21 protein-coding genes and 1 tRNA gene are annotated in these 18316 nt (G+C 61.1%); 18 read left to right on the top strand and 4 right to left on the bottom strand.

Features of this window, described 5'->3' with window-relative positions; genetic code table 11:
• Positions 1–10 precede the first annotated feature (10 nt).
• The 3 genes from HP556_RS11685 to HP556_RS11675 all read right to left on the bottom strand — a co-directional run bounded on the left by HP556_RS11685 (position 11) and on the right by HP556_RS11675 (position 2628).
• Positions 11–745, bottom strand: a complete 735-nt coding sequence (locus HP556_RS11685; RefSeq protein ID WP_089264570.1) for a helix-turn-helix transcriptional regulator — start codon at positions 743–745, stop codon at positions 11–13.
• Positions 746–949: 204 nt separating this feature from the next.
• Entirely contained in the window at positions 950–2209 is a 1260-nt protein-coding gene (pepT, locus tag HP556_RS11680) for a peptidase T (RefSeq protein ID WP_175367100.1), read from the bottom strand.
• Positions 2210–2307: 98 nt separating this feature from the next.
• Positions 2308–2628, bottom strand: a complete 321-nt coding sequence (locus HP556_RS11675) for an HU family DNA-binding protein (RefSeq protein ID WP_068730898.1) — start codon at positions 2626–2628, stop codon at positions 2308–2310.
• A 255-nt stretch (positions 2629–2883) separates the two neighbouring features.
• Between HP556_RS11675 and HP556_RS11670 the strand changes: the two genes are divergently transcribed.
• A tRNA-Asp gene (locus HP556_RS11670) sits at positions 2884–2960 on the top strand.
• A gap of 109 nt (positions 2961–3069) precedes the next feature.
• Here HP556_RS11670 and HP556_RS30240 read toward each other — a convergent pair.
• Positions 3070–3345: a DUF3072 domain-containing protein gene (locus HP556_RS30240; RefSeq protein WP_231080817.1), complete on the bottom strand. Its 276-nt coding sequence runs from the start codon at positions 3343–3345 to the stop codon at positions 3070–3072.
• A gap of 74 nt (positions 3346–3419) precedes the next feature.
• On the opposite strand from HP556_RS30240, the gene HP556_RS11660 reads away from it, so the two are divergent.
• The 17 genes from HP556_RS11660 to HP556_RS11580 all read left to right on the top strand — a co-directional run bounded on the left by HP556_RS11660 (position 3420) and on the right by HP556_RS11580 (position 18316).
• Entirely contained in the window at positions 3420–3611 is a 192-nt protein-coding gene (locus HP556_RS11660) for a hypothetical protein (protein WP_175367099.1), read from the top strand.
• Positions 3599–3808, top strand: a complete 210-nt coding sequence (locus tag HP556_RS11655; RefSeq protein ID WP_089264565.1) for a hypothetical protein — start codon at positions 3599–3601, stop codon at positions 3806–3808. The genes HP556_RS11660 and HP556_RS11655 overlap by 13 nt, the downstream gene beginning before the upstream one ends.
• A 231-nt stretch (positions 3809–4039) precedes the next feature.
• On the top strand, positions 4040–4405 hold the full coding sequence (locus tag HP556_RS11650) for an NADH-quinone oxidoreductase subunit A (RefSeq protein WP_068730894.1): 366 nt from the start codon (positions 4040–4042) through the stop codon (positions 4403–4405).
• Positions 4396–4983, top strand: coding sequence for a NuoB/complex I 20 kDa subunit family protein (locus HP556_RS11645; protein WP_089264564.1), 588 nt, complete (start codon positions 4396–4398; stop codon positions 4981–4983). Before HP556_RS11650 ends, HP556_RS11645 begins: the two co-directional genes overlap by 10 nt.
• Before the next feature lie 26 nt (positions 4984–5009).
• Positions 5010–5624: an NADH-quinone oxidoreductase subunit C gene (locus HP556_RS11640; RefSeq protein WP_089264563.1), complete on the top strand. Its 615-nt coding sequence runs from the start codon at positions 5010–5012 to the stop codon at positions 5622–5624.
• Positions 5621–6814, top strand: coding sequence for an NADH-quinone oxidoreductase subunit D (locus tag HP556_RS11635; RefSeq protein WP_089264562.1), 1194 nt, complete (start codon positions 5621–5623; stop codon positions 6812–6814). Before HP556_RS11640 ends, HP556_RS11635 begins: the two co-directional genes overlap by 4 nt.
• Positions 6811–7779, top strand: a complete 969-nt coding sequence (locus tag HP556_RS11630) for an FkbM family methyltransferase (RefSeq protein ID WP_231080815.1) — start codon at positions 6811–6813, stop codon at positions 7777–7779. Before HP556_RS11635 ends, HP556_RS11630 begins: the two co-directional genes overlap by 4 nt.
• A gap of 10 nt (positions 7780–7789) precedes the next feature.
• Entirely contained in the window at positions 7790–8596 is an 807-nt protein-coding gene (nuoE, locus tag HP556_RS11625; protein ID WP_175367098.1) for an NADH-quinone oxidoreductase subunit NuoE, read from the top strand.
• A 46-nt stretch (positions 8597–8642) separates the two neighbouring features.
• On the top strand, positions 8643–8807 hold the full coding sequence (locus HP556_RS11620) for a hypothetical protein (RefSeq protein WP_175367097.1): 165 nt from the start codon (positions 8643–8645) through the stop codon (positions 8805–8807).
• An 11-nt stretch (positions 8808–8818) separates the two neighbouring features.
• On the top strand, positions 8819–10144 hold the full coding sequence (gene nuoF, locus HP556_RS11615; RefSeq protein ID WP_068730888.1) for an NADH-quinone oxidoreductase subunit NuoF: 1326 nt from the start codon (positions 8819–8821) through the stop codon (positions 10142–10144).
• Positions 10145–10155: 11 nt separating this feature from the next.
• Positions 10156–12225: an NADH-quinone oxidoreductase subunit NuoG gene (gene nuoG / locus HP556_RS11610; RefSeq protein WP_175367128.1), complete on the top strand. Its 2070-nt coding sequence runs from the start codon at positions 10156–10158 to the stop codon at positions 12223–12225.
• Between the two features lie 4 nt (positions 12226–12229).
• Complete coding sequence (gene nuoH, locus HP556_RS11605) at positions 12230–13255, top strand: NADH-quinone oxidoreductase subunit NuoH (protein ID WP_089264558.1); 1026 nt, start codon at positions 12230–12232, stop codon at positions 13253–13255.
• 7 nt (positions 13256–13262) lie between these two features.
• Positions 13263–13751, top strand: a complete 489-nt coding sequence (gene nuoI, locus HP556_RS11600; protein WP_089264557.1) for an NADH-quinone oxidoreductase subunit NuoI — start codon at positions 13263–13265, stop codon at positions 13749–13751.
• 9 nt (positions 13752–13760) lie between these two features.
• Positions 13761–14399, top strand: coding sequence for an NADH-quinone oxidoreductase subunit J (locus HP556_RS11595; RefSeq protein WP_068730884.1), 639 nt, complete (start codon positions 13761–13763; stop codon positions 14397–14399).
• Positions 14396–14704 carry an NADH-quinone oxidoreductase subunit NuoK gene (nuoK, locus tag HP556_RS11590; RefSeq protein ID WP_068730883.1) on the top strand — a complete coding sequence of 103 codons (309 nt, stop codon included), beginning with the start codon at positions 14396–14398 and terminating at the stop codon, positions 14702–14704. The genes HP556_RS11595 and nuoK overlap by 4 nt, the downstream gene beginning before the upstream one ends.
• A 7-nt stretch (positions 14705–14711) precedes the next feature.
• Positions 14712–16796 carry an NADH-quinone oxidoreductase subunit L gene (gene nuoL, locus HP556_RS11585; RefSeq protein ID WP_175367096.1) on the top strand — a complete coding sequence of 695 codons (2085 nt, stop codon included), beginning with the start codon at positions 14712–14714 and terminating at the stop codon, positions 16794–16796.
• Between the two features lie 14 nt (positions 16797–16810).
• Positions 16811–18316 (top strand): NADH-quinone oxidoreductase subunit M, encoded by a 1506-nt coding sequence (locus tag HP556_RS11580; protein WP_420878661.1) that lies wholly within the window; start codon positions 16811–16813, stop codon positions 18314–18316.

Genomic DNA, 18316 nt, shown 5'->3' with positions numbered 1-18316 from the left:
GATTGACAATTCAGAAAGCGATCAGTCCTTGTGTGATCGCCTCGGCCACGGCCTGCGCGCGCGTATGCGCATTCAACTTGTGCATGGCAGCGGTGACAGTCTTGTTTACCGTATCCTCGGAGATACCGAGAATGACGCTCGTATCCCAGGCGGTCTTTCCGGCAGCGACCCAGCTGACGACCTCGCGCTCCCGCAAGGTGAGGGCGATCAACTTCGCACGCTGATGAGAGCGAAGCGTTGCAAAGCGGTTGAACGCATACATCGTGACGAGCTCGATGGCGCCGTGCGCGTCCTCGGTATTTTCGACTTCGTAGCCTGCCAGCGAGAGGCCGGCCTGATAGCCGTTCATGCCGTGCACCGGTGCGCAGAGGCCGAACTTCAATCCGTAATCGACAGACGCGATCTCCATGATGGTCCGTGATATCGGGCTGACCTCATCGAGCCGGATGTCGGACCAGGTGAACAGCTCGGGTTGCCGGCGGATCCGCGGCGCAACGGGATCCGAGGCATAGAAATTGGACGCGCTATATTGTTCGGCCCATGGCTTGGGCCATACTTTCAGCAACACGCGATCTTCGAACGGTTGGTTGACGCCGGTCGAGGCCAGAAAGCAGATGTGGTTGTAGCCGAACGATTTGGCCGTAGCGGCCACGACATCGCCAACCGCAGACATGGAGGCGGCATTGGCAATGCTTTCGATGGCCGACAACGCGGTCTGAAAATGCTTGCCTTTGAATGACCCCATGGCGCGCCTGCATATCAGCTGAAATGGAGCTATGTTTTTAGGAAATTATTCTTGTTATAATTTATAATATGTACTGGGGAGGATATCGTCGCCGTCACGGCGCGCAATTCGCCATTCGATTGACAGTACAACTATACACCGTTCCGTCACTGCCGGAACGCCCGTCCCTCGCTGCTTTGTGCCGCGAATGGTTCTTTGTTACCACTACGCCCTTTCTTCCCAGATCATCGCGAGATGCACGATGGTCTGCACGGCTTTTTCCATGTCCTGAACGCTGACCCATTCGGTACGGCCATGGAAGGCGTGTTCGCCGGCGAAGATATTGGGGCAGGGCAGGCCCATGAAGGACAGCCGCGATCCGTCGGTGCCGCCGCGGATGCTGCTGCGGACGGGTTTGAGCCTGGCGCGCTGGATCGCTTCCACGGCGTATTCGACCATCTGCGGATAGCGGTCGATCACCTGCTTCATGTTGCGGTATTGCTGCTTGATTTCGAGTGTCGCCGTCGAATGCGGATAGGCCGTCATCACGTCGTCGACGATGGATTGCAGCAGCGTTTCCTTCTCGGCAAGGCCGTCATCTGTGAAGTCACGCACGATCAGACTGAGCGTCGCTTTTTCAAGCGCGCCAGAAATGCCGATCGGATGCAGGAAGCCTTGCTTGCCGTCGGTGGTCTCAGGCGAACAGGTGTCTTTCGGCAGTCGCTCGACGATTGCGGCGGCGATCTTGATGGCGTGCTCCATCTTGCCCTTGGCAAAGCCGGGATGCGCGCTGACGCCTTCGATGGTGATGACGGCACCGTCGGCCGAGAAAGTCTCGTCTTCGACATAGCCGGCGGTCTCGCCATCCATGGTGTAGGCGAAGTCGGCGCCCAGCTTTGTCAGGTCGACCTTGTCCACGCCGCGGCCGATCTCTTCATCGGGCGTGAACAGGATCTTGATGGTGCCGTGCTTGATCTGTGGATTGGCAACCAGGAAACGTGCCGCGTCCATGATCTCGGCAAGGCCAGCCTTGTTATCGGCACCCAGCAAAGTGGTGCCGTCGGTGGTGATGATGTCATGGCCGATCTGGTCCTTCAGCGCCGGATTGTCGGCGACGCGGATGACCTGCGTTGTGTCCGCCGGCAGCACGATATCGCCGCCCCGATAGTTCTTGACGATCTGCGGTTTGACGTTCTTGCCGCTGCAGTCGGGCGAGGTGTCCATATGCGAACAGAAACATATCACCGGCACTTTCTTGTCCGATGTCGCGGGGATCGTCGCGTAGACATAGCCATGCTCGTCGAGATGCGCGTCCCTGAGCCCCAAGTCCCGCAGCTCCTGCGCGAGTACGCGGCCGAGATCCTTCTGCTTTTCGGTCGATGGGCAGGTGGGAGAGGCGGGGTCGGACTGGGTGTCGATCACCACATAGCGCAGGAAGCACGCAGTCACGTCATGGGCGAAATCGAAGGGGGGAGTTGCTGTCAAAGGGCACCATCTGATTGCAGAAGTCCTGGCAGCTTAGAAGTTTCATTCCGGGCCGTCACGAGGACGCGGCCCGGAATGAGATCAGTTCAAGCGGTCGATCAGACGGCTTCCTTGAGTTCCTTGGCCGGCCGGAACGCGACCTTCTTGCTGGCTGCGATCTCGATCTGCTCGCCGGTCGCCGGGTTGCGACCCATGCGGGCGGCGCGCTTGCGGACCTGAAGGATGCCAAGGCCGACGATACGGATACGCTCGCCATTCTTGAGATGGTTGGTGATGCGCTCCACCATGTCACCGAGGATTTCTTCGGCCTTCTTCTTGGACAGCTCGTGATCTTCAGCCAGGGCCGCGGCGAGATGCTTCAGCGTGATGGTGGGAGGAGTGGCCGCTTTCGCGGCGGTGGTGGTTGCAGCTTTTGCCATGAATCTGGCCCTTCTCGTTGGTGGTCTGTCTTAAACCTGTGACGCAGCAGGGCTTAAACGATTCGGAGCGATGCCGCCCCGCTGTTTTGCCTGCAAACAGGGGCTTATTTGCATTTCCGGCCTTAAAACGGCCTTCTCGCAAAGCCTGCAGCGACGCTCTCTTGTGATGTCCCCCGGAATGGTTCTGCAACGTCCTTGACTTCAAAAGGACGTCCCTTTATGTCCAGCCCCACTGCGGGATTGCAGACGATCCACGCGGGAGTAGCTCAGTTGGTTAGAGCGCTGCCCTGTCACGGCAGAGGTCGCGGGTTCGAGTCCCGTCTCTCGCGCCATTCCATCGGGAATGGCGGGATTCAGGTCCATCCGCGGTCGTCCCCACAAATTTCCTCAAGAGAACTATAGAGTTGTAGACGTCTCGCGCGGCATTTGACGTGCCAGCGCTCAGAACGAATCTGCGAGCGCGATTTCCTGCTTCAGCGCCTCGATTCGCCGCGCGGCTTCAGCGCGCGTCAGGTCCTTTTCGAATTGTTTGGGCTGATAGGCCTCGATCGCCAGCGATTTCAGCGTCAGCGCCTGGCCGCGAGTCATCGGCCCGGAGAGGCGATCCGGCAGGCTCTCATACGACGATACCGATGCGGCAATCGCGGGGACGACGATCTCACCGCGGGTGTTCAAAGCCGGGGTCTTCAAAGCCAGGGCCTTCAAAGCAAGGGTCATGGGAACCTCCAAAAATCCGATCTGGGTCGAAACAATGGCTTGTCATTTTGTTCTCTTTTTGTTCTATATCGCAAATGACCAAGCTCGCCAACCTGAATTTCAGAATCGCCCGGCTGCGCTACCAGATGAAAGGGGTGCAGTCGGATATCCGGTTGTTGACCAATGCCGGGCTGGACTGTGCCAATGCCGCCATGCGCCTGCAGCGGATGCAGGCCGATCTGCTGGCGCTCATTGCGGAGCGCGAGGTGCTAGCATGTCCGGCGTGAGCGAGCCGCCGCAACTCAGGATCATCACATTGCGGGCGCAGATCGCCGAGCTCGGCGCGGCGATCCGCCTGTTGCGACAGGCGGGCATGGACAACGCCGCCGCGGAGTTGCTGCTGGTACGGAAACGCGCCGAACTGGATGGCATGTTGTGGCAGGGAAGGAACGTCAGGTCCGACCCGCCGACGGGCGAGGTTTGACGGTCCCGGCGGTTGAGAAGTCATGCCGGATTTTTGAGAATCTGCGGGAGGTTTGTCGCAGCCAGCGATGCATCGGCAAGGTTGCGTTTCAATCGTCGCGCCGCGCATGGCAGAGCATGAAACTGTCAACATCCCTTGTCTTGCATGGCTTGTTGCGCTGCGCTAAGCCTCAGAACCATTCCAATGTTCGAATCTGTGGCAAAGTCAGGGCCGCAGGAGTAAGGCTCGCCGATGAACGGCATCTTGCATAATTATCTCCCACTTGTGGTCTTTATCGGCATCGCATCCGTCATCGGTCTGGCCTTGCTGATCGCGCCATTTCTCGTCGCCTACCAGCAGCCAGATCCGGAAAAGCTGTCCGCCTATGAATGCGGATTCAACGCTTTTGACGATGCGCGCATGAAGTTCGATGTGCGGTTCTATCTGGTGGCGATTCTCTTCATCATCTTCGATCTGGAAGTCGCCTTTCTGTTTCCGTGGGCAGTGGCCTTCGGCAAGCTTGGCGCAACCGGCTTCTGGTCGATGATCGTGTTTCTTGGCGTGCTCACCATCGGTTTCGCCTACGAATGGAAGAAAGGCGCGCTCGAATGGGATTGAGCCCAGTCATAGCCTCGGCTCCCGCGATCGCGCAGGCGCCGAAAGGCATCATCGATCCGTCCACCGGCAAGCCGGTCGGCGCGAACGATCCGTATTTTCTCGAGGTCAATGCCGAGCTGTCCGACAAGGGCTTCTTCGTCGCCGCGACCGACGATCTGATCACCTGGGCGCGCACCGGCTCGCTGATGTGGATGACCTTTGGTCTCGCCTGCTGCGCGGTCGAGATGATGCAGGTGTCGATGCCGCGTTACGACGTCGAACGCTTCGGCTTCGCGCCGCGCGCCTCGCCGCGTCAGTCCGACGTGATGATCGTCGCCGGCACGCTGACCAACAAGATGGCCCCGGCGCTGCGCAAGGTTTATGACCAGATGCCGGAGCCGCGTTACGTCATCTCGATGGGCTCCTGCGCCAATGGCGGCGGCTACTATCACTACTCGTATTCGGTGGTTCGGGGCTGCGACCGTATCGTGCCGATCGACATTTATGTCCCGGGCTGCCCGCCCACCGCAGAAGCGCTTCTCTACGGCGTGCTGCTGCTGCAGAAGAAGATCCGCCGCACCGGCACGATTGAACGCTAAGACTCGCGAACGCTTAAGGCTTTGTCATGGACGATGTGAGGCTCGACACACTGGGTCAGACGATTGTCGGCGCCCTGCCGGGTGCCGCGCTCGCGCATGAGGTGGCGTTCGGCCAGCTGACGATTGCGGTGGAAACATCGAAGATCGTCGAGGTCGCGCAGTTCCTGCGTGACGATCCGCGGTGCCGCTTCGTCAACTTTACCGATGCGACGGCTGTCGATTACCCCGGCCGCGAAAAGCGCTTCGACGTTGTCTATCATCTGATGTCGCCAACGCTGAACACCCGCATCCGTCTGAAAGGTCTGGCATCCGAAACAACTCAGGTGCCGTCGATCATTTCGGTGTTTCCCGGCGCTGACTGGTTCGAGCGCGAAGCCTATGACCTCTATGGCGTGATCTTTGTCGGCCATCCCGACATGCGCCGTCTGCTGACCGATTACGGTTTCGACGGCCATCCGCTGCGCAAGGACTTCCCGCTCACCGGTTTCGTCGAGGTTCGCTACGACGACCAGGAGAAGCGGGTGGTGTATGAGCCGGTCCGGCTCAATCAGGAATTCCGTAAGTTCGATTTCCTCTCGCCCTGGGAAGGCGCGGATTATCCCGTGCTGCCCGGTGACGAGAAGGCAGAGGTCAAGCCATGACCGAACAACCCAACGTTCGCAATTTCACGATCAACTTCGGACCGCAGCATCCGGCCGCGCACGGCGTGCTCCGCCTTGTGCTGGAACTCGACGGTGAAGTCGTCGAGCGCGTCGATCCGCATATCGGCCTGCTTCACCGCGGCACCGAGAAGCTGATCGAGCAGAAGACCTATCTGCAGGCGATCCCGTATTTCGACCGGCTCGATTACGTCGCGCCGATGAACCAGGAACACGCATTCTGTCTGGCCGCCGAAAAGCTGCTCGGCGTCACCGTGCCGCGCCGCGGCCAGTTGATCCGCGTGCTGTATTCCGAAATCGGCCGCATCCTGTCGCATCTTCTCAACATCACCACGCAGGCGATGGACGTCGGCGCGCTGACCCCGCCGCTGTGGGGCTTCGAAGAGCGCGAAAAACTGATGGTGTTCTATGAGCGCGCCTCGGGCTCGCGCATGCATGCCGCGTTCTTCCGCATCGGCGGCGTACATCAGGACCTGCCGCCCAAGCTGATCAACGATATCGATGCCTGGTGCGATGCCTTCCCGCAGGTGCTCGACGATCTCGAAACGCTGCTCACCGGCAATCGTATTTTCAAACAGCGTAACGTCGATATCGGCGTGGTGTCGCTAGAAGACGCCTGGAAGTGGGGCTTCTCCGGCGTGATGGTGCGCGGCTCGGGTGCTGCATGGGATTTGCGCAAGTCGCAGCCTTATGAATGCTACGCCGAAATGGATTTCGACGTTCCGATCGGCAAGAACGGTGACTGCTACGATCGTTACTGTATTCGTGTCGAAGAGATGCGGCAGTCGACCAAGATCATGAAGCAGTGCATCGCCAAGATGCGCGCGCCGGACGGGCAGGGTGCCGTTGCTGTCGAAGACAACAAGATTTTCCCGCCGCGCCGCGGCGAGATGAAGCGCTCGATGGAATCGCTGATCCATCACTTCAAGCTCTACACCGAAGGTTTTCGCGTGCCGGAAGGCGAGGTCTATGCGGCCGTCGAAGCGCCGAAGGGTGAGTTCGGCGTCTATCTTGTCTCCGACGGCAGCAACAAGCCGTACAAGTGCAAGATCCGCGCGCCGGGCTTTGCGCATCTGCAGGCCATGGACTTCATGTGCCGCGGCCATCTGCTCGCCGACGTCTCCGCCATTCTCGGTTCGCTCGACATCGTGTTCGGAGAGGTCGATCGGTGACGCTGACGCCTCCCATACAGTTTGACCGGGCGTCCGGCGTTCTCCAGAGCGTGAATCTCTGGGAACGTGCGATGGCCTGTGCGCTGGTGGTTGGCTCGAAGATCTCATCTTCGTTCTCGCATCGCGGCTACAACATGTGCGCCAATCTGATGCGCAGGACGGTGCTGCCGGCGCGCGATCTCGTGGTGAAGCTGAATGCGGATGCGCTGTTCGCGTTCCCGTTCGGCGATGGCTACTGGAGCAAGTTGCTCAACCGCACCTTCTCCTATGAAGACGAGCTTGAGGTGTTGTTCCGGAACTCGATCGATGTCGATTACACGCTGCTCGATTGCGGCGCGAATTACGGATACTGGTCGGTGCTGGTGTCGAGCGGACCGTTCGGCTCGCACAAGGCGATCGCGATCGAGCCGTCGTTCGACAATTTCGCCAAACTCGCCACTAACGCCAGGATCAATGGTGACCGGTTCGACGTCATCAAATGCGCGATCGGCTCGCAGCGTGGTACGGCGCATCTATCGGGTACCAAGCACGAAGCTTTCAGCATCGCTGGCGATCCGAATGCCGGCGGCGAGGAGGTGCCGGTGATCTCGCTCGACAATCTGCTCGACGACGGCAAGGTGTCGATGTCGGGCAAATATCTGATCAAGCTCGACGTCGAAGGCGTCGAGATCGAGGCCATCAAGGGCGGCGCACGATTGCTGCAGGGCGACTCGGTCATCATGTGCGAAGAGCACGGCAATGACCCGCATCACACCGTCTCACGCTTTATCCTGGATCAAACGCCGCTCAAGCTGATCGTGCATGATCCCGCCACCAACCGTTTCGAAACCGTGACCGAGTTGTCGATCCTCGATCGCATCAAGGTGTCCACACATGTTGGCTACAACGTGTTTGGCACATCGAGTGCGTTCTGGCTCGACCGCATCAACAGCCTGAATGCGAGCGCGGCGCGCCGCACTCATTGAGAGACTAGACATGTCCGTCCGCCGTTTGGCTCCGAAAGAAGTTCAGCCCGCTTCGTTTGAATTCACGCCCGAGAATCTGGCGTGGGCGAAAGAGCAGATCACGCATTATCCGCCCGGCCGTCAGGCATCAGCCGTGATCGCGATCCTGTGGCGCGCACAGGAGCAGCAGGCTGGCTGGGTCTCGGAAGCCGCGATCCGCGTCGTCGCCGACATGCTGGAAATGCCCTATATCCGCGTGCTCGAAGTCGCGACCTTCTACACCCAGTTCCAGCTGCAGCCGGTCGGCAAGAAGGCGCATATTCAGGTCTGCGGTACCACGCCTTGCATGCTGCGCGGCGCCGGCGATCTGATCGACGTCTGTCAGCATCGCATCCATCACGACCCGTTCCATCTGTCCGCAGATGGCGATTTCTCGTGGGAAGAGGTCGAGTGCCTCGGCGCCTGCGTCAACGCCCCGATGGCGATGATCTGGAGCGACACTTACGAAGACCTCACCAAAGAAAGCATGAACAAGCTGATCGACGGTTTCGCTGCCGGCACGCCGCCGAAGCCGGGTTCGCAGATCGGCCGTCAGTTTGCAGCGCCCGAAGGCGGCGCGCGTGTGATGACGAGCGGTGGCGCCGCCACATACACGAAGGTTCTGGATATGCCGAAGGAACCCGCGCTCGCCGATGCCGAGCCGAAGAAGCAAACCGAGTCGGCCAATGTGCAGGAGCGCCCGGCGCCGAAGCCGCCGGCGGCTGATGCGACCAAGGCTAATCCGCCGAAAGCTGGCGCTCCCAAGGAGCCGAAGACTCCCAAGGAGCCGAAGAAATGACGCGCGCGCTGTCGATGAAATTTGCAACGCTGTCGGGGACGCGGCAATGAACAAGTGGCTCTACATCGCACTGCATACGATGGTCGCAGCTGCGTTCATTTTCTCGCTGCAGCGTTTCTTTTTGAACGCCACGCTTGAATCAAGTCTGTTGTGGGCCGTTGTGTTCGGCGGTTGCGCCGCGATGCTCGCCTACAAGCAATCCAATCGCTGATCGAGGAAGCCATGCTCGACGACAACGACCGCATCTTCCGCAATCTCTACGGCCTCGACGACTGGGGCCTCGCCGGCGCACGCCGTCGCGGCGGCTGGGATGGCACCAAGGCCATCATCGACAAGGGCCGCGACTGGATCGTCAACGAGATGAAGGCGTCGGGCCTGCGCGGCCGTGGCGGTGCAGGTTTCCCGACCGGCATGAAGTGGTCCTTCATGCCCAAGGACAATGCCGACGGCCGCCCGAGCTATCTCGTCGTCAATGCCGACGAGTCCGAGCCCGGCACCTGCAAGGACCGCGAGATCATGCGGCACGATCCGCATACGCTGGTCGAAGGCTGTCTGATCGCCGGCTGCGCCATGGGCGCCCATGTCGGTTACATCTATGTGCGCGGCGAATTCATTCGCGAGCGCGAACACCTGCAGGCCGCGATCGATCAGGCCTATGAGGCCAATCTGATCGGCAAGAACAACATTCACGGCTTCCCGTTCGACCTTTACGTCGCGCACGGCGCCGGCGCCTATATCTGCGGCGAAGAGACTGCGCTGCTCGAAAGCCTTGAAGGCAAGAAGGGCCAGCCGCGCCTGAAGCCGCCATTCCCGGCCAATGTCGGTCTCTACGGCTGCCCGACCACGGTGAACAATGTGGAGTCGATCGCTGTTGCGCCGGACATCCTGCGTCGCGGTGCGGCGTGGTTCGCCTCGATCGGCCGTCCGAACAATGTCGGCACCAAGCTTTACGGCATCTCTGGCCACGTCAACACGCCCTGCGTCGTCGAAGACGCCATGAGCATTCCGTTCCGTGAGCTGATCGAGAAGCATGGCGGCGGCATTCGCGGCGGCTGGGACAATCTGCTCGCGATCATCCCGGGCGGCGCATCATGCCCGTTGATCCCGGCTGCAGATTGCGAAGAACTCATCATGGATTTCGACGGCACCCGCGCGGTGAAGTCGTCGTTCGGCACCGCCGGCGTCATCGTCATGGACAAGTCCACCGACGTGGTCGCGGCGATTGCCCGCATCAGCTACTTCTTCAAGCATGAGAGCTGCGGCCAGTGTACGCCGTGCCGCGAAGGCACCGGCTGGATGTGGCGCGTGCTGAGCCGCATGGTCGAAGGCCGCGCCCACAAGCGCGAGATCGACATGCTGCTCGAAGTCACCAAGCAGGTTGAAGGCCACACCATCTGCGCACTCGGCGATGCCGCCGCGTGGCCGGTGCAGGGCCTGATCCGCGCCTTCCGCCCGGAGATCGAACGCCGCATCGAAGAGTTCAGCCGCAAGGCGACGCTCGACGATCAAGGCATCCTCGATCCCGCGCATCTGGTCGCGGCGGAGTAGGGCGCATGGCTATGACGAAACTGATCATCGACGGCAAAGAGATCGAGGTCCCCGCGGAATACACGCTGCTGCAAGCGTGTGAAGCCGCCGGCGCCGAAATCCCGCGCTTCTGCTACCACGAGCGCCTGTCGATCGCCGGCAATTGCCGCATGTGCCTGGTCGAGGTGAAGGGCGGACCGAAGCCGGTCGCGAGCTGCGCCTGGGGCGTGCGCGATTGCCGGCCTGGTCCCAAGGGAGAACCGCCGGAAATCTCGACGCGTTCGCCGATGGTCAAGAAGGCACGCGAAGGCGTGATGGAATTCCTGCTGATCAACCACCCGCTGGATTGCCCGATCTGCGATCAGGGCGGCGAGTGCGATCTGCAGGATCAGGCGATGGGCTATGGCGTCGACACGTCGCGCTTTGCCGAAAACAAGCGCGCGGTCGAGGACAAGTATCTCGGCGCGCTGGTGAAGACCTCGATGAACCGCTGCATCCAGTGCACGCGCTGCGTTCGTTTCGCCGCCGAGATCTGCGGCGTGCCGGAAATGGGCGCGACCGGCCGCGGCGAGGACATGGAAATCACCTCGTTCCTCGAAACGGCACTGACGTCGGAGCTGCAGGGTAACCTGGTCGATATCTGCCCGGTCGGTGCGCTGACCTCGAAGCCTTACGCTTTCGCCGCGCGTCCGTGGGAGCTCGGCAAGACCCAGTCTATCGACGTCATGGACGCCGTCGGCTCGGCGATCCGCGTCGATACCCGTGGCCGCGAAGTGATGCGCATCCTGCCGCGTGTCAATGAGGCGGTGAACGAGGAATGGATCTCCGACAAGACCCGCCACATCGTTGACGGCCTGCGCACGCAGCGTCTCGATCGTCCCTATATCCGCGACAACGGCAAGCTGCGCGCTGCGACCTGGGCTGAAGCGTTCAGTGCCATCGCTGCGAAGGTTGCCGGCAGCAAGAAGATCGGTGCCATCGCTGGCGATCTCGCCGCCGTCGAGGAAATGTTCGCGCTGAAGCAACTGCTCGCAAGCATGGGCTCGGCCAATCTGGCGACCCAGAGCGCAGGCGCTTTCGATGCGGCCGCCGGCCGCGCGTCCTACATTTTCAACCCGACCATCGCCGGCATCGAGCAGGCCGATGCGCTGCTGATCGTGGGCGCCAATCCGCGCAAGGAAGCCGCCGTTCTCAACGCGCGCATCCGCAAGGCATGGCGCACCGGTGCGTTGAAGGTCGGCGTGATCGGCGAGAAGGCCGATCTGACCTATCGCTACGACTATCTCGGCGCCGGCACGGACTCGCTGGCCGAACTCGTCGCCGGCAAGAACGCCTTCGCCGATGTGCTGAAGAACGCCAAGCATCCGATCGTGCTGGTGGGCGCCGGTGTGGCCGCACGTGCCGATGGCGCTGCGGTGCTCGCGGCGGCTGCCAAGCTCGCTTCGGACTTCGGCGTGATCAAGGACGGCTGGAACGGTTTTGCGGTGCTGCAGACGGCAGCCTCGACGGTCGGCGCGCTCGATATCGGCTTCGCGCCGACCTCGGGCAGCCTGAGCCTCGCGCAGATGACCTCGGCCGGTTCGCTCGACGTGCTGTTCTCGCTCGGCGCCGACGACGTGAAAGTCGCTGACGGCACTTTCGTCGTCTACATCGGCACCCATGGTGACCGCGGTGCGCATCGCGCCGACGTGATCCTGCCGGGTGCGGCCTATACCGAAAAGTCCGGCATCTTCGTCAACACCGAAGGCCGCGTGCAGATGGCGGAACGCGCCGGTTTCCCGCCGGGCGATGCCCGCGAGGACTGGGCGGTGATCCGCGCATTGTCCGACGTGCTCGGCCACAAGCTGCCTTACGACTCGCTGGCTGCCTTGCGGCAGGCGATCTTCAAGGCTGCACCGCACCTGATGCGCATCGATCAGATCGAGGCCGGCGATGCCGGTGCGATCAAGACCCTTGCGGGCAAGGGCGGCACTGTCGACAAGACACCGTTCAAGGCCTCCGTTGAGGACTTCTACCTGACCAACCCGATCGCGCGTGCGTCAGCCATCATGGCGGAATGCTCCCGCCTGGCCTCCGGCCAGATGCTGACGGCGGCGGAGTAAACCGATGGCTGAATTCTGGACAAGCACCCTGTGGCCGCTGATCATCATGGTCGCGCAGAGCCTCCTTGTGCTCGTGGTGCTCTTGATTGCGATTGCCTACATCCTGCTGGCTGACCGCAAGATCTGGGCGGCGGTACAGATCCGCCGTGGCCCCAACGTGGTCGGGCCATTCGGCCTGCTGCAATCCTTCGCGGACTTGCTGAAATTCGTGTTGAAGGAGCCGGTGGTTCCTTCCAGCTCCAACAAGGGCGTGTTCCTGCTGGCGCCGCTGGTGTCCTGCGTGCTCGCGCTGGCGGCCTGGGCGGTGATCCCGATGGATCTCGGCTGGGTGATCTCCGACATCAATGTCGGCGTGCTCTACATCTTCGCGATCTCGTCGCTGTCGGTCTACGGCATCATCATGGCCGGCTGGTCGTCGAATTCGAAATATCCGTTCCTGTCGGCGCTGCGCGCCGCCGCGCAGATGGTGTCCTACGAAGTCTCGATCGGCTTCGTCATCATCACGGTCTTGCTCTGCGTCGGTTCGCTGAACCTGACGGCCATCGTCGCCGCGCAGGACTCGAAGTGGGGTATCCTCGGCTGGTATTGGATCCCGCTGTTCCCGATGTTCGTGATCTTCTACGTCTCGGCGCTGGCTGAAACCAACCGTCCGCCCTTCGACCTCGTCGAAGCGGAATCGGAACTGGTCGCGGGCTTCATGACCGAATACGGCTCGACCCCGTATCTGCTGTTCATGCTCGGCGAATATGTTGCCATCGTCACCATGTGCGCGCTGGCAACGATCCTGTTTCTCGGCGGTTGGCTGTCGCCGATCCCGTTCGCGCCATTCACCTGGGTGCCAGGCATCATCTGGTTCGCCATCAAGGTGATGTTCATGTTCTTCCTGATTGCGATGGCGAAGGCGATCGTGCCGCGCTACCGCTACGACCAGCTGATGCGTCTGGGCTGGAAGGTGTTTCTGCCGCTGTCGTTGGCGTACGTCATCATCGTCGCTGCCGTGCTGCAATTCGGGGGCCTTGCTCCGAAATGAGGTCACTATGAATATCAGGGCAACAGCTCATTCGCTTCTGCTGGCGGAGTTCGTTTCGGCGTTCGTCCTCGCCATGCGGTATTTCTTCAAGCCGAAGCCGACGCTGAACTATCCGTTCGAGAAGGGGCCGATCTCGCCGCGTTTCCGCGGTGAGCATGCGCTGCGCCGCTATCCGAACGGTGAAGAGCGCTGCATCGCCTGCAAGCTCTGCGAAGCGGTGTGTCCGGCGCAGGCCATCACCATCGAAGCCGGCCCGCGCCGCAACGATGGGACGCGCCGTACCGTCCGCTACGACATCGACATGGTGAAATGCATCTATTGCGGACTGTGCCAGGAGGCCTGTCCGGTGGATGCGATCGTCGAGGGACCGAACTTCGAGTTCGCCACCGAGACGCGTGAGGAACTCTATTATGACAAGGCGAAATTGCTCGCCAACGGCGACCGCTGGGAGCGCGAGATTGCGAAGTCAATCGAACTCGACGCGCCGTACCGGTAAGGTGACCAGATGATCCTTCCCGCATTGTTCTTCTATCTGTTCGCCAGCATCTGCGTGGCTTCCGCGGTCATGGTGATTGCCTCGCGCAATCCCGTGCATTCCGTGCTGTTCCTCATCCTGGCCTTCGTCAACGCCTCGGGCCTGTTCGTGCTGATGGGCGCCGAATTCCTGGCGATGCTGCTGATCGTCGTCTATGTCGGCGCCGTCGCAGTGCTGTTCCTGTTCGTCATCATGATGCTCGACGTCGACTTCACGCAGCTGCGCGAAGGCTTCATTCAGTATCTGCCGTTTGGTCTGGTGATCGGTGCGATCTTCCTCGCCGAATTGCTGCTGGTCGCAGGTGGCTGGGTAATGAACCCGAACGTCACCAAGTCGATCACGGCGGCGATCCCGACGAATGTGAGCAACACGGAGGCGCTCGGCCTCGTGCTCTATACGAAGTACATCCATTACTTCCAGCTGGCCGGCATGGTGCTGCTGGTGGCGATGATCGGCGCGATCGTGCTGACGCTGCGTCACAAGGTCAAAGTCCGGCGCCAGGACATCAATGTTCAGAACGCGCGCAATCCGGAACTGGCGATGGAAGTGCGCAAGGTCGCGACCGGGCAGGGCCTGCAGGACGCCGACGCGGGGAGCTGGGTCAAATGACGATCGGTCTCGGACACTATCTGGCGGTCGCAGCGATCCTGTTCACGCTGGGCATTCTCGGCATCTTCCTGAACCGCAAGAACATCATCGTCATCCTGATGTCGATCGAGCTGATCCTGCTCGCCGTCAACATCAACATGGTGGCGTTCTCGACCTTCCTCGGCGACATCGTCGGGCAGGTGTTCGCGCTGCTGGTGCTGACCGTGGCTGCTGCGGAAGCAGCGATCGGTCTCGCCGTGCTGGTGGTCTATTTCCGCAACCGCGGCTCGATCGCGGTTGAAGACGTCAATCTGATGAAGGGCTGAGCCAGTTATGATCCAGGCTCTTGTATTCCTGCCGCTGATCGGCGCGCTGATCGCAGGCTTCATCGCCATTCTGGGTGCGCATGGGCGTAACCCGAGCGGCGACGAGATGGACCATGCGCATGACGACCACGGTCACGGCGATGCCAGCGCGCATGCACATGCTGCGCATGGGCATGACGATCATGGTCACGATGATCACGACGACCATCACCACGTTGCCGAGCCGGCCGCACTCGGCTCGCGTGCGGCCGAGCTGATCACCGCCGGTCTTCTGGTGGTGTCGGCGGTGCTGTCCTGGATGACCTTCGTGGACGTCGCCTTCATGCATCACGATGCCCGTATCGTGCTGCTGAACTGGATCAATTCGGGCGACCTGCAGCTGTCCTGGACGTTGCGCGTCGATACGCTGACCGCCGTGATGCTGGTCGTCGTCACCACGGTGTCGTCGCTCGTGCACATCTATTCGCTCGGCTATATGGAAGATGATCCGAACCGGCCGCGCTTCATGGCGTATCTGTCGCTGTTCACTTTCATGATGCTGATGCTGGTGACCGCGGATAACCTGCTGCAGCTGTTCTTCGGCTGGGAAGGTGTGGGTCTGGCCAGCTACCTGCTGATCGGTTTCTGGTTCAAGAAGCCCTCGGCCAATGCGGCGGCGATCAAGGCCTTCGTGGTTAACCGCGTCGGCGACTTCGGCTTCCTGCTCGGCATCTTCGCGCTGTTCATGCTGGTCGGCTCGACCGATCTCGACACCATCTTTGCCAGCGCGCCTGGCCTGACCGGCAAGACGATCAACTTCTTCGGCTGGCACGCCGATGCGCTGACGCTGACCTGTCTTCTGCTGTTCGTCGGCGCGATGGGCAAGTCAGCCCAGTTCCTGCTGCACACCTGGTTGCCGGACGCGATGGAAGGCCCGACGCCTGTGTCGGCGCTGATCCACGCCGCGACCATGGTTACCGCCGGCGTCTTCATGGTGGCGCGCATGTCGCCGCTGTTCGAACTCGCACCGAATGCGCAGGCCGTCGTGATGCTGGTCGGCGCGACCACGGCATTCTTCGCCGCGACCATCGGTCTGGTGCAGAACGACATCAAGCGCATCGTCGCTTACTCGACCTGTTCGCAGCTCGGTTACATGTTCGTGGCGCTGGGGACGGGGGCTTACTCGGTCGCCATGTTCCACCTGTTCACGCATGCCTTCTTCAAGGCGCTGCTGTTCCTGGGCTCGGGCTCGGTGATCTATGCGATGCATCACGAGCAGGACATCCGGAAGATGGGTGGCCTGTGGAACAAGATCCCGTTCACTTACGCGATGATGACCATCGGTACGCTGGCGCTGACCGGATTTCCGTTCACGGCCGGCTACTTCTCAAAGGACGCGATCATCGAAGCGGCTTACGCCTCGCACACCCAGTTCGCCTTCTACGGCTTCCTGATGACCGTGGTCGCTGCGCTGCTGACCTCGTTCTATTCATGGCGTCTGGTGTTCAAGACGTTCCATGGCGAGCCGCACGACAAGAAGCATTACGATGCAGCGCATGAAGCGCCGCTGTGGATGCTGGTCCCGCTTGCCGTGCTGGGCATCGGATCGTTCGCCGCAGGCTTCCCGTTCAAGGAGCTGTTTGCTGGTCATCACGTCGGCGAGTTCTTTCGGGAATCGCTGAAGATGAACCCGCACATCATCGAAGAGATGCATCACATCCCGGGCTGGGTGCCCTATGTGCCGACCGTGATGATGGTGCTCGGTTTCCTGATTTCGTATCTGTTCTATGTTCGCAAGCCGTATTTGCCTGTCGAACTCGCGAACCAGCATCCGCTGCTCTACAAGTTCCTGCTCAACAAGTGGTACTTCGACGAGCTCTACGAGATCATCTTCGTTCGCCCGGCCAAGTGGATCGGCCACTTCCTGTGGAAGAAGGGCGACGGCATGATCATCGACGGCCTCGGGCCTGATGGTATCTCGGCCCGCGTGCTCAATATCACGCGCGGCGTGGTCAAGCTGCAGACCGGCTACCTCTATCACTATGCCTTCGCGATGCTGATCGGCGTCGCCGGGTTGATCACCTGGTTTATCTTCGGCCTGGGGGGCCAGTAACAATGGCGTCCGTCATGACATGGCCGGTTCTTTCGGTCGTCACCTTCCTGCCGATCGTCGGTGCGATCCTGATTTATCTCAGCCGCGGCGACGACGAGGCTGCGCAGGGCAATGCGCGCTGGATTGCGCTCTGGACCACGCTGATCACTTTTGCGGTCTCGCTGATCCTGGTGATGCGCTTCGACCCGTCGAACGGCGACTTCCAGTTTGTCGAAAAGGCGCCTTGGCTGGCCGCGACCATCAACTACCATATGGGTGTGGACGGCATTTCGCTGCCCTTCGTAATCCTGACCACGGCCCTGATGCCGTTCTGCATCCTGTGCAGCTGGAAGTCGGTCACCAAGCGCGTCCGCGAATACATGATCGCGTTCCTGTTCCTGGAAACGCTGATGATCGGCACCTTCTCGGCGCTGGATCTGGTGCTGTTCTATCTGTTCTTCGAAGGCGGCCTGATCCCGATGTTCCTGATCATCGGCATCTGGGGCGGCCCGCGCCGCGTCTATGCCTCGTTCAAGTTCTTCCTCTACACGTTCCTCGGCTCGGTGCTGATGCTGCTGGCCATCATGGCGCTGTACTGGAACGCGGGCACAACGGACATCCCGACGCTGATGCACACGGCCGTGCCGCGGAGCCTGCAGACATGGGCGTGGCTGGCATTCTTCGCATCCTTCGCGGTCAAGATGCCGATGTGGCCAGTGCACACCTGGCTGCCTGACGCGCATGTGGAAGCGCCGACGGCAGGCTCAGTCGTACTGGCTGCGATCATGCTGAAGATGGGCGGTTACGGCTTCCTGCGCTTCTCGCTGCCGATGTTCCCGGATGCCTCTCTCTATTTCGCGCCGATGGTCTGGACGCTCTCCGTGATCGCGATCGTCTACACGTCGCTGGTCGCGCTGATGCAGGAAGACATCAAGAAGCTGATCGCCTACTCGTCGGTCGCGCATATGGGCTATGTGACCATGGGCATCTTCGCCGGCACGACACAGGGCGTCTCCGGCGCGGTGTTCCAGATGGTGTCGCATGGCATCGTGTCGGGCGCGCTGTTCCTCTGCGTCGGCGTCGTCTACGACCGCCTGCATACCCGTGAGATCGCGGCCTATGGCGGCCTCGTCAACCGGATGCCGATCTATGCGGCGCTGTTCATGGTCTTCACCATGGCCAATGTCGGTCTGCCCGGCACCTCCGGCTTCGTCGGTGAATTCCTGACGCTGATCGGCACCTTCAAGGTCTCGATCCCGACGGCGACATTCGCCAGCATCGGCGTGATCCTGTCGGCGGCCTATGCACTGTGGCTGTACCGCAAGGTCGTGTTCGGTGAACTGACCAAGCCTGCGCTGCAGGGCATCAAGGACATCACGTTCCGGGAAGGCCTGGTGCTGGTGCCGCTGGTCGTTCTCACCATTTTGTTCGGAGTCTATCCGAAGCCGGTGCTCGATATGTCGGCGGCTTCGATCCAGCTCCTCGTTAACAATTACGCTGCTGCAACGTCTGCCGTGAAGGCAGCCGCGCTGCTGCAATGA

Origin of the sequence: Tardiphaga robiniae (assembly GCF_013359755.1) — a bacterium.
GTDB classification, from domain to species: Bacteria; Pseudomonadota; Alphaproteobacteria; order Rhizobiales; family Xanthobacteraceae; genus Tardiphaga; species Tardiphaga robiniae.
The sequence above is the reverse complement of the archived record's forward strand: the minus strand, read 5'-3'. Positions and strand labels throughout refer to the sequence as shown.

Bases quoted from the DNA above. Each gene is read 5' to 3' on its own strand.
- HP556_RS11640 (WP_089264563.1), top strand. From the start codon at position 5,010: ATGGACGATGTGAGGCTCGACACACTGGGTCAGACGATTGTCGGCGCC.
- nuoH (WP_089264558.1), top strand. From the start codon at position 12,230: ATGGCTGAATTCTGGACAAGCACCCTGTGGCCGCTGATCATCATGGTC.
- nuoI (WP_089264557.1), top strand. From the start codon at position 13,263: ATGAATATCAGGGCAACAGCTCATTCGCTTCTGCTGGCGGAGTTCGTT.
- nuoK (WP_068730883.1), top strand. From the start codon at position 14,396: ATGACGATCGGTCTCGGACACTATCTGGCGGTCGCAGCGATCCTGTTC.
- nuoE (WP_175367098.1), top strand. From the start codon at position 7,790: ATGTCCGTCCGCCGTTTGGCTCCGAAAGAAGTTCAGCCCGCTTCGTTT.
- HP556_RS11675 (WP_068730898.1), bottom strand. From the start codon at position 2,628: ATGGCAAAAGCTGCAACCACCACCGCCGCGAAAGCGGCCACTCCTCCC.
- HP556_RS11620 (WP_175367097.1), top strand. From the start codon at position 8,643: ATGAACAAGTGGCTCTACATCGCACTGCATACGATGGTCGCAGCTGCG.
- HP556_RS11580 (WP_420878661.1), top strand. From the start codon at position 16,811: ATGACATGGCCGGTTCTTTCGGTCGTCACCTTCCTGCCGATCGTCGGT.
- HP556_RS11660 (WP_175367099.1), top strand. From the start codon at position 3,420: ATGACCAAGCTCGCCAACCTGAATTTCAGAATCGCCCGGCTGCGCTAC.
- nuoG (WP_175367128.1), top strand. From the start codon at position 10,156: ATGACGAAACTGATCATCGACGGCAAAGAGATCGAGGTCCCCGCGGAA.
- HP556_RS11645 (WP_089264564.1), top strand. From the start codon at position 4,396: ATGGGATTGAGCCCAGTCATAGCCTCGGCTCCCGCGATCGCGCAGGCG.
- HP556_RS11655 (WP_089264565.1), top strand. From the start codon at position 3,599: ATGTCCGGCGTGAGCGAGCCGCCGCAACTCAGGATCATCACATTGCGG.
- HP556_RS11595 (WP_068730884.1), top strand. From the start codon at position 13,761: ATGATCCTTCCCGCATTGTTCTTCTATCTGTTCGCCAGCATCTGCGTG.
- nuoL (WP_175367096.1), top strand. From the start codon at position 14,712: ATGATCCAGGCTCTTGTATTCCTGCCGCTGATCGGCGCGCTGATCGCA.
- HP556_RS30240 (WP_231080817.1), bottom strand. From the start codon at position 3,345: ATGACCCTTGCTTTGAAGGCCCTGGCTTTGAAGACCCCGGCTTTGAAC.
- nuoF (WP_068730888.1), top strand. From the start codon at position 8,819: ATGCTCGACGACAACGACCGCATCTTCCGCAATCTCTACGGCCTCGAC.
- HP556_RS11635 (WP_089264562.1), top strand. From the start codon at position 5,621: ATGACCGAACAACCCAACGTTCGCAATTTCACGATCAACTTCGGACCG.
- HP556_RS11650 (WP_068730894.1), top strand. From the start codon at position 4,040: ATGAACGGCATCTTGCATAATTATCTCCCACTTGTGGTCTTTATCGGC.
- HP556_RS11685 (WP_089264570.1), bottom strand. From the start codon at position 745: ATGGGGTCATTCAAAGGCAAGCATTTTCAGACCGCGTTGTCGGCCATC.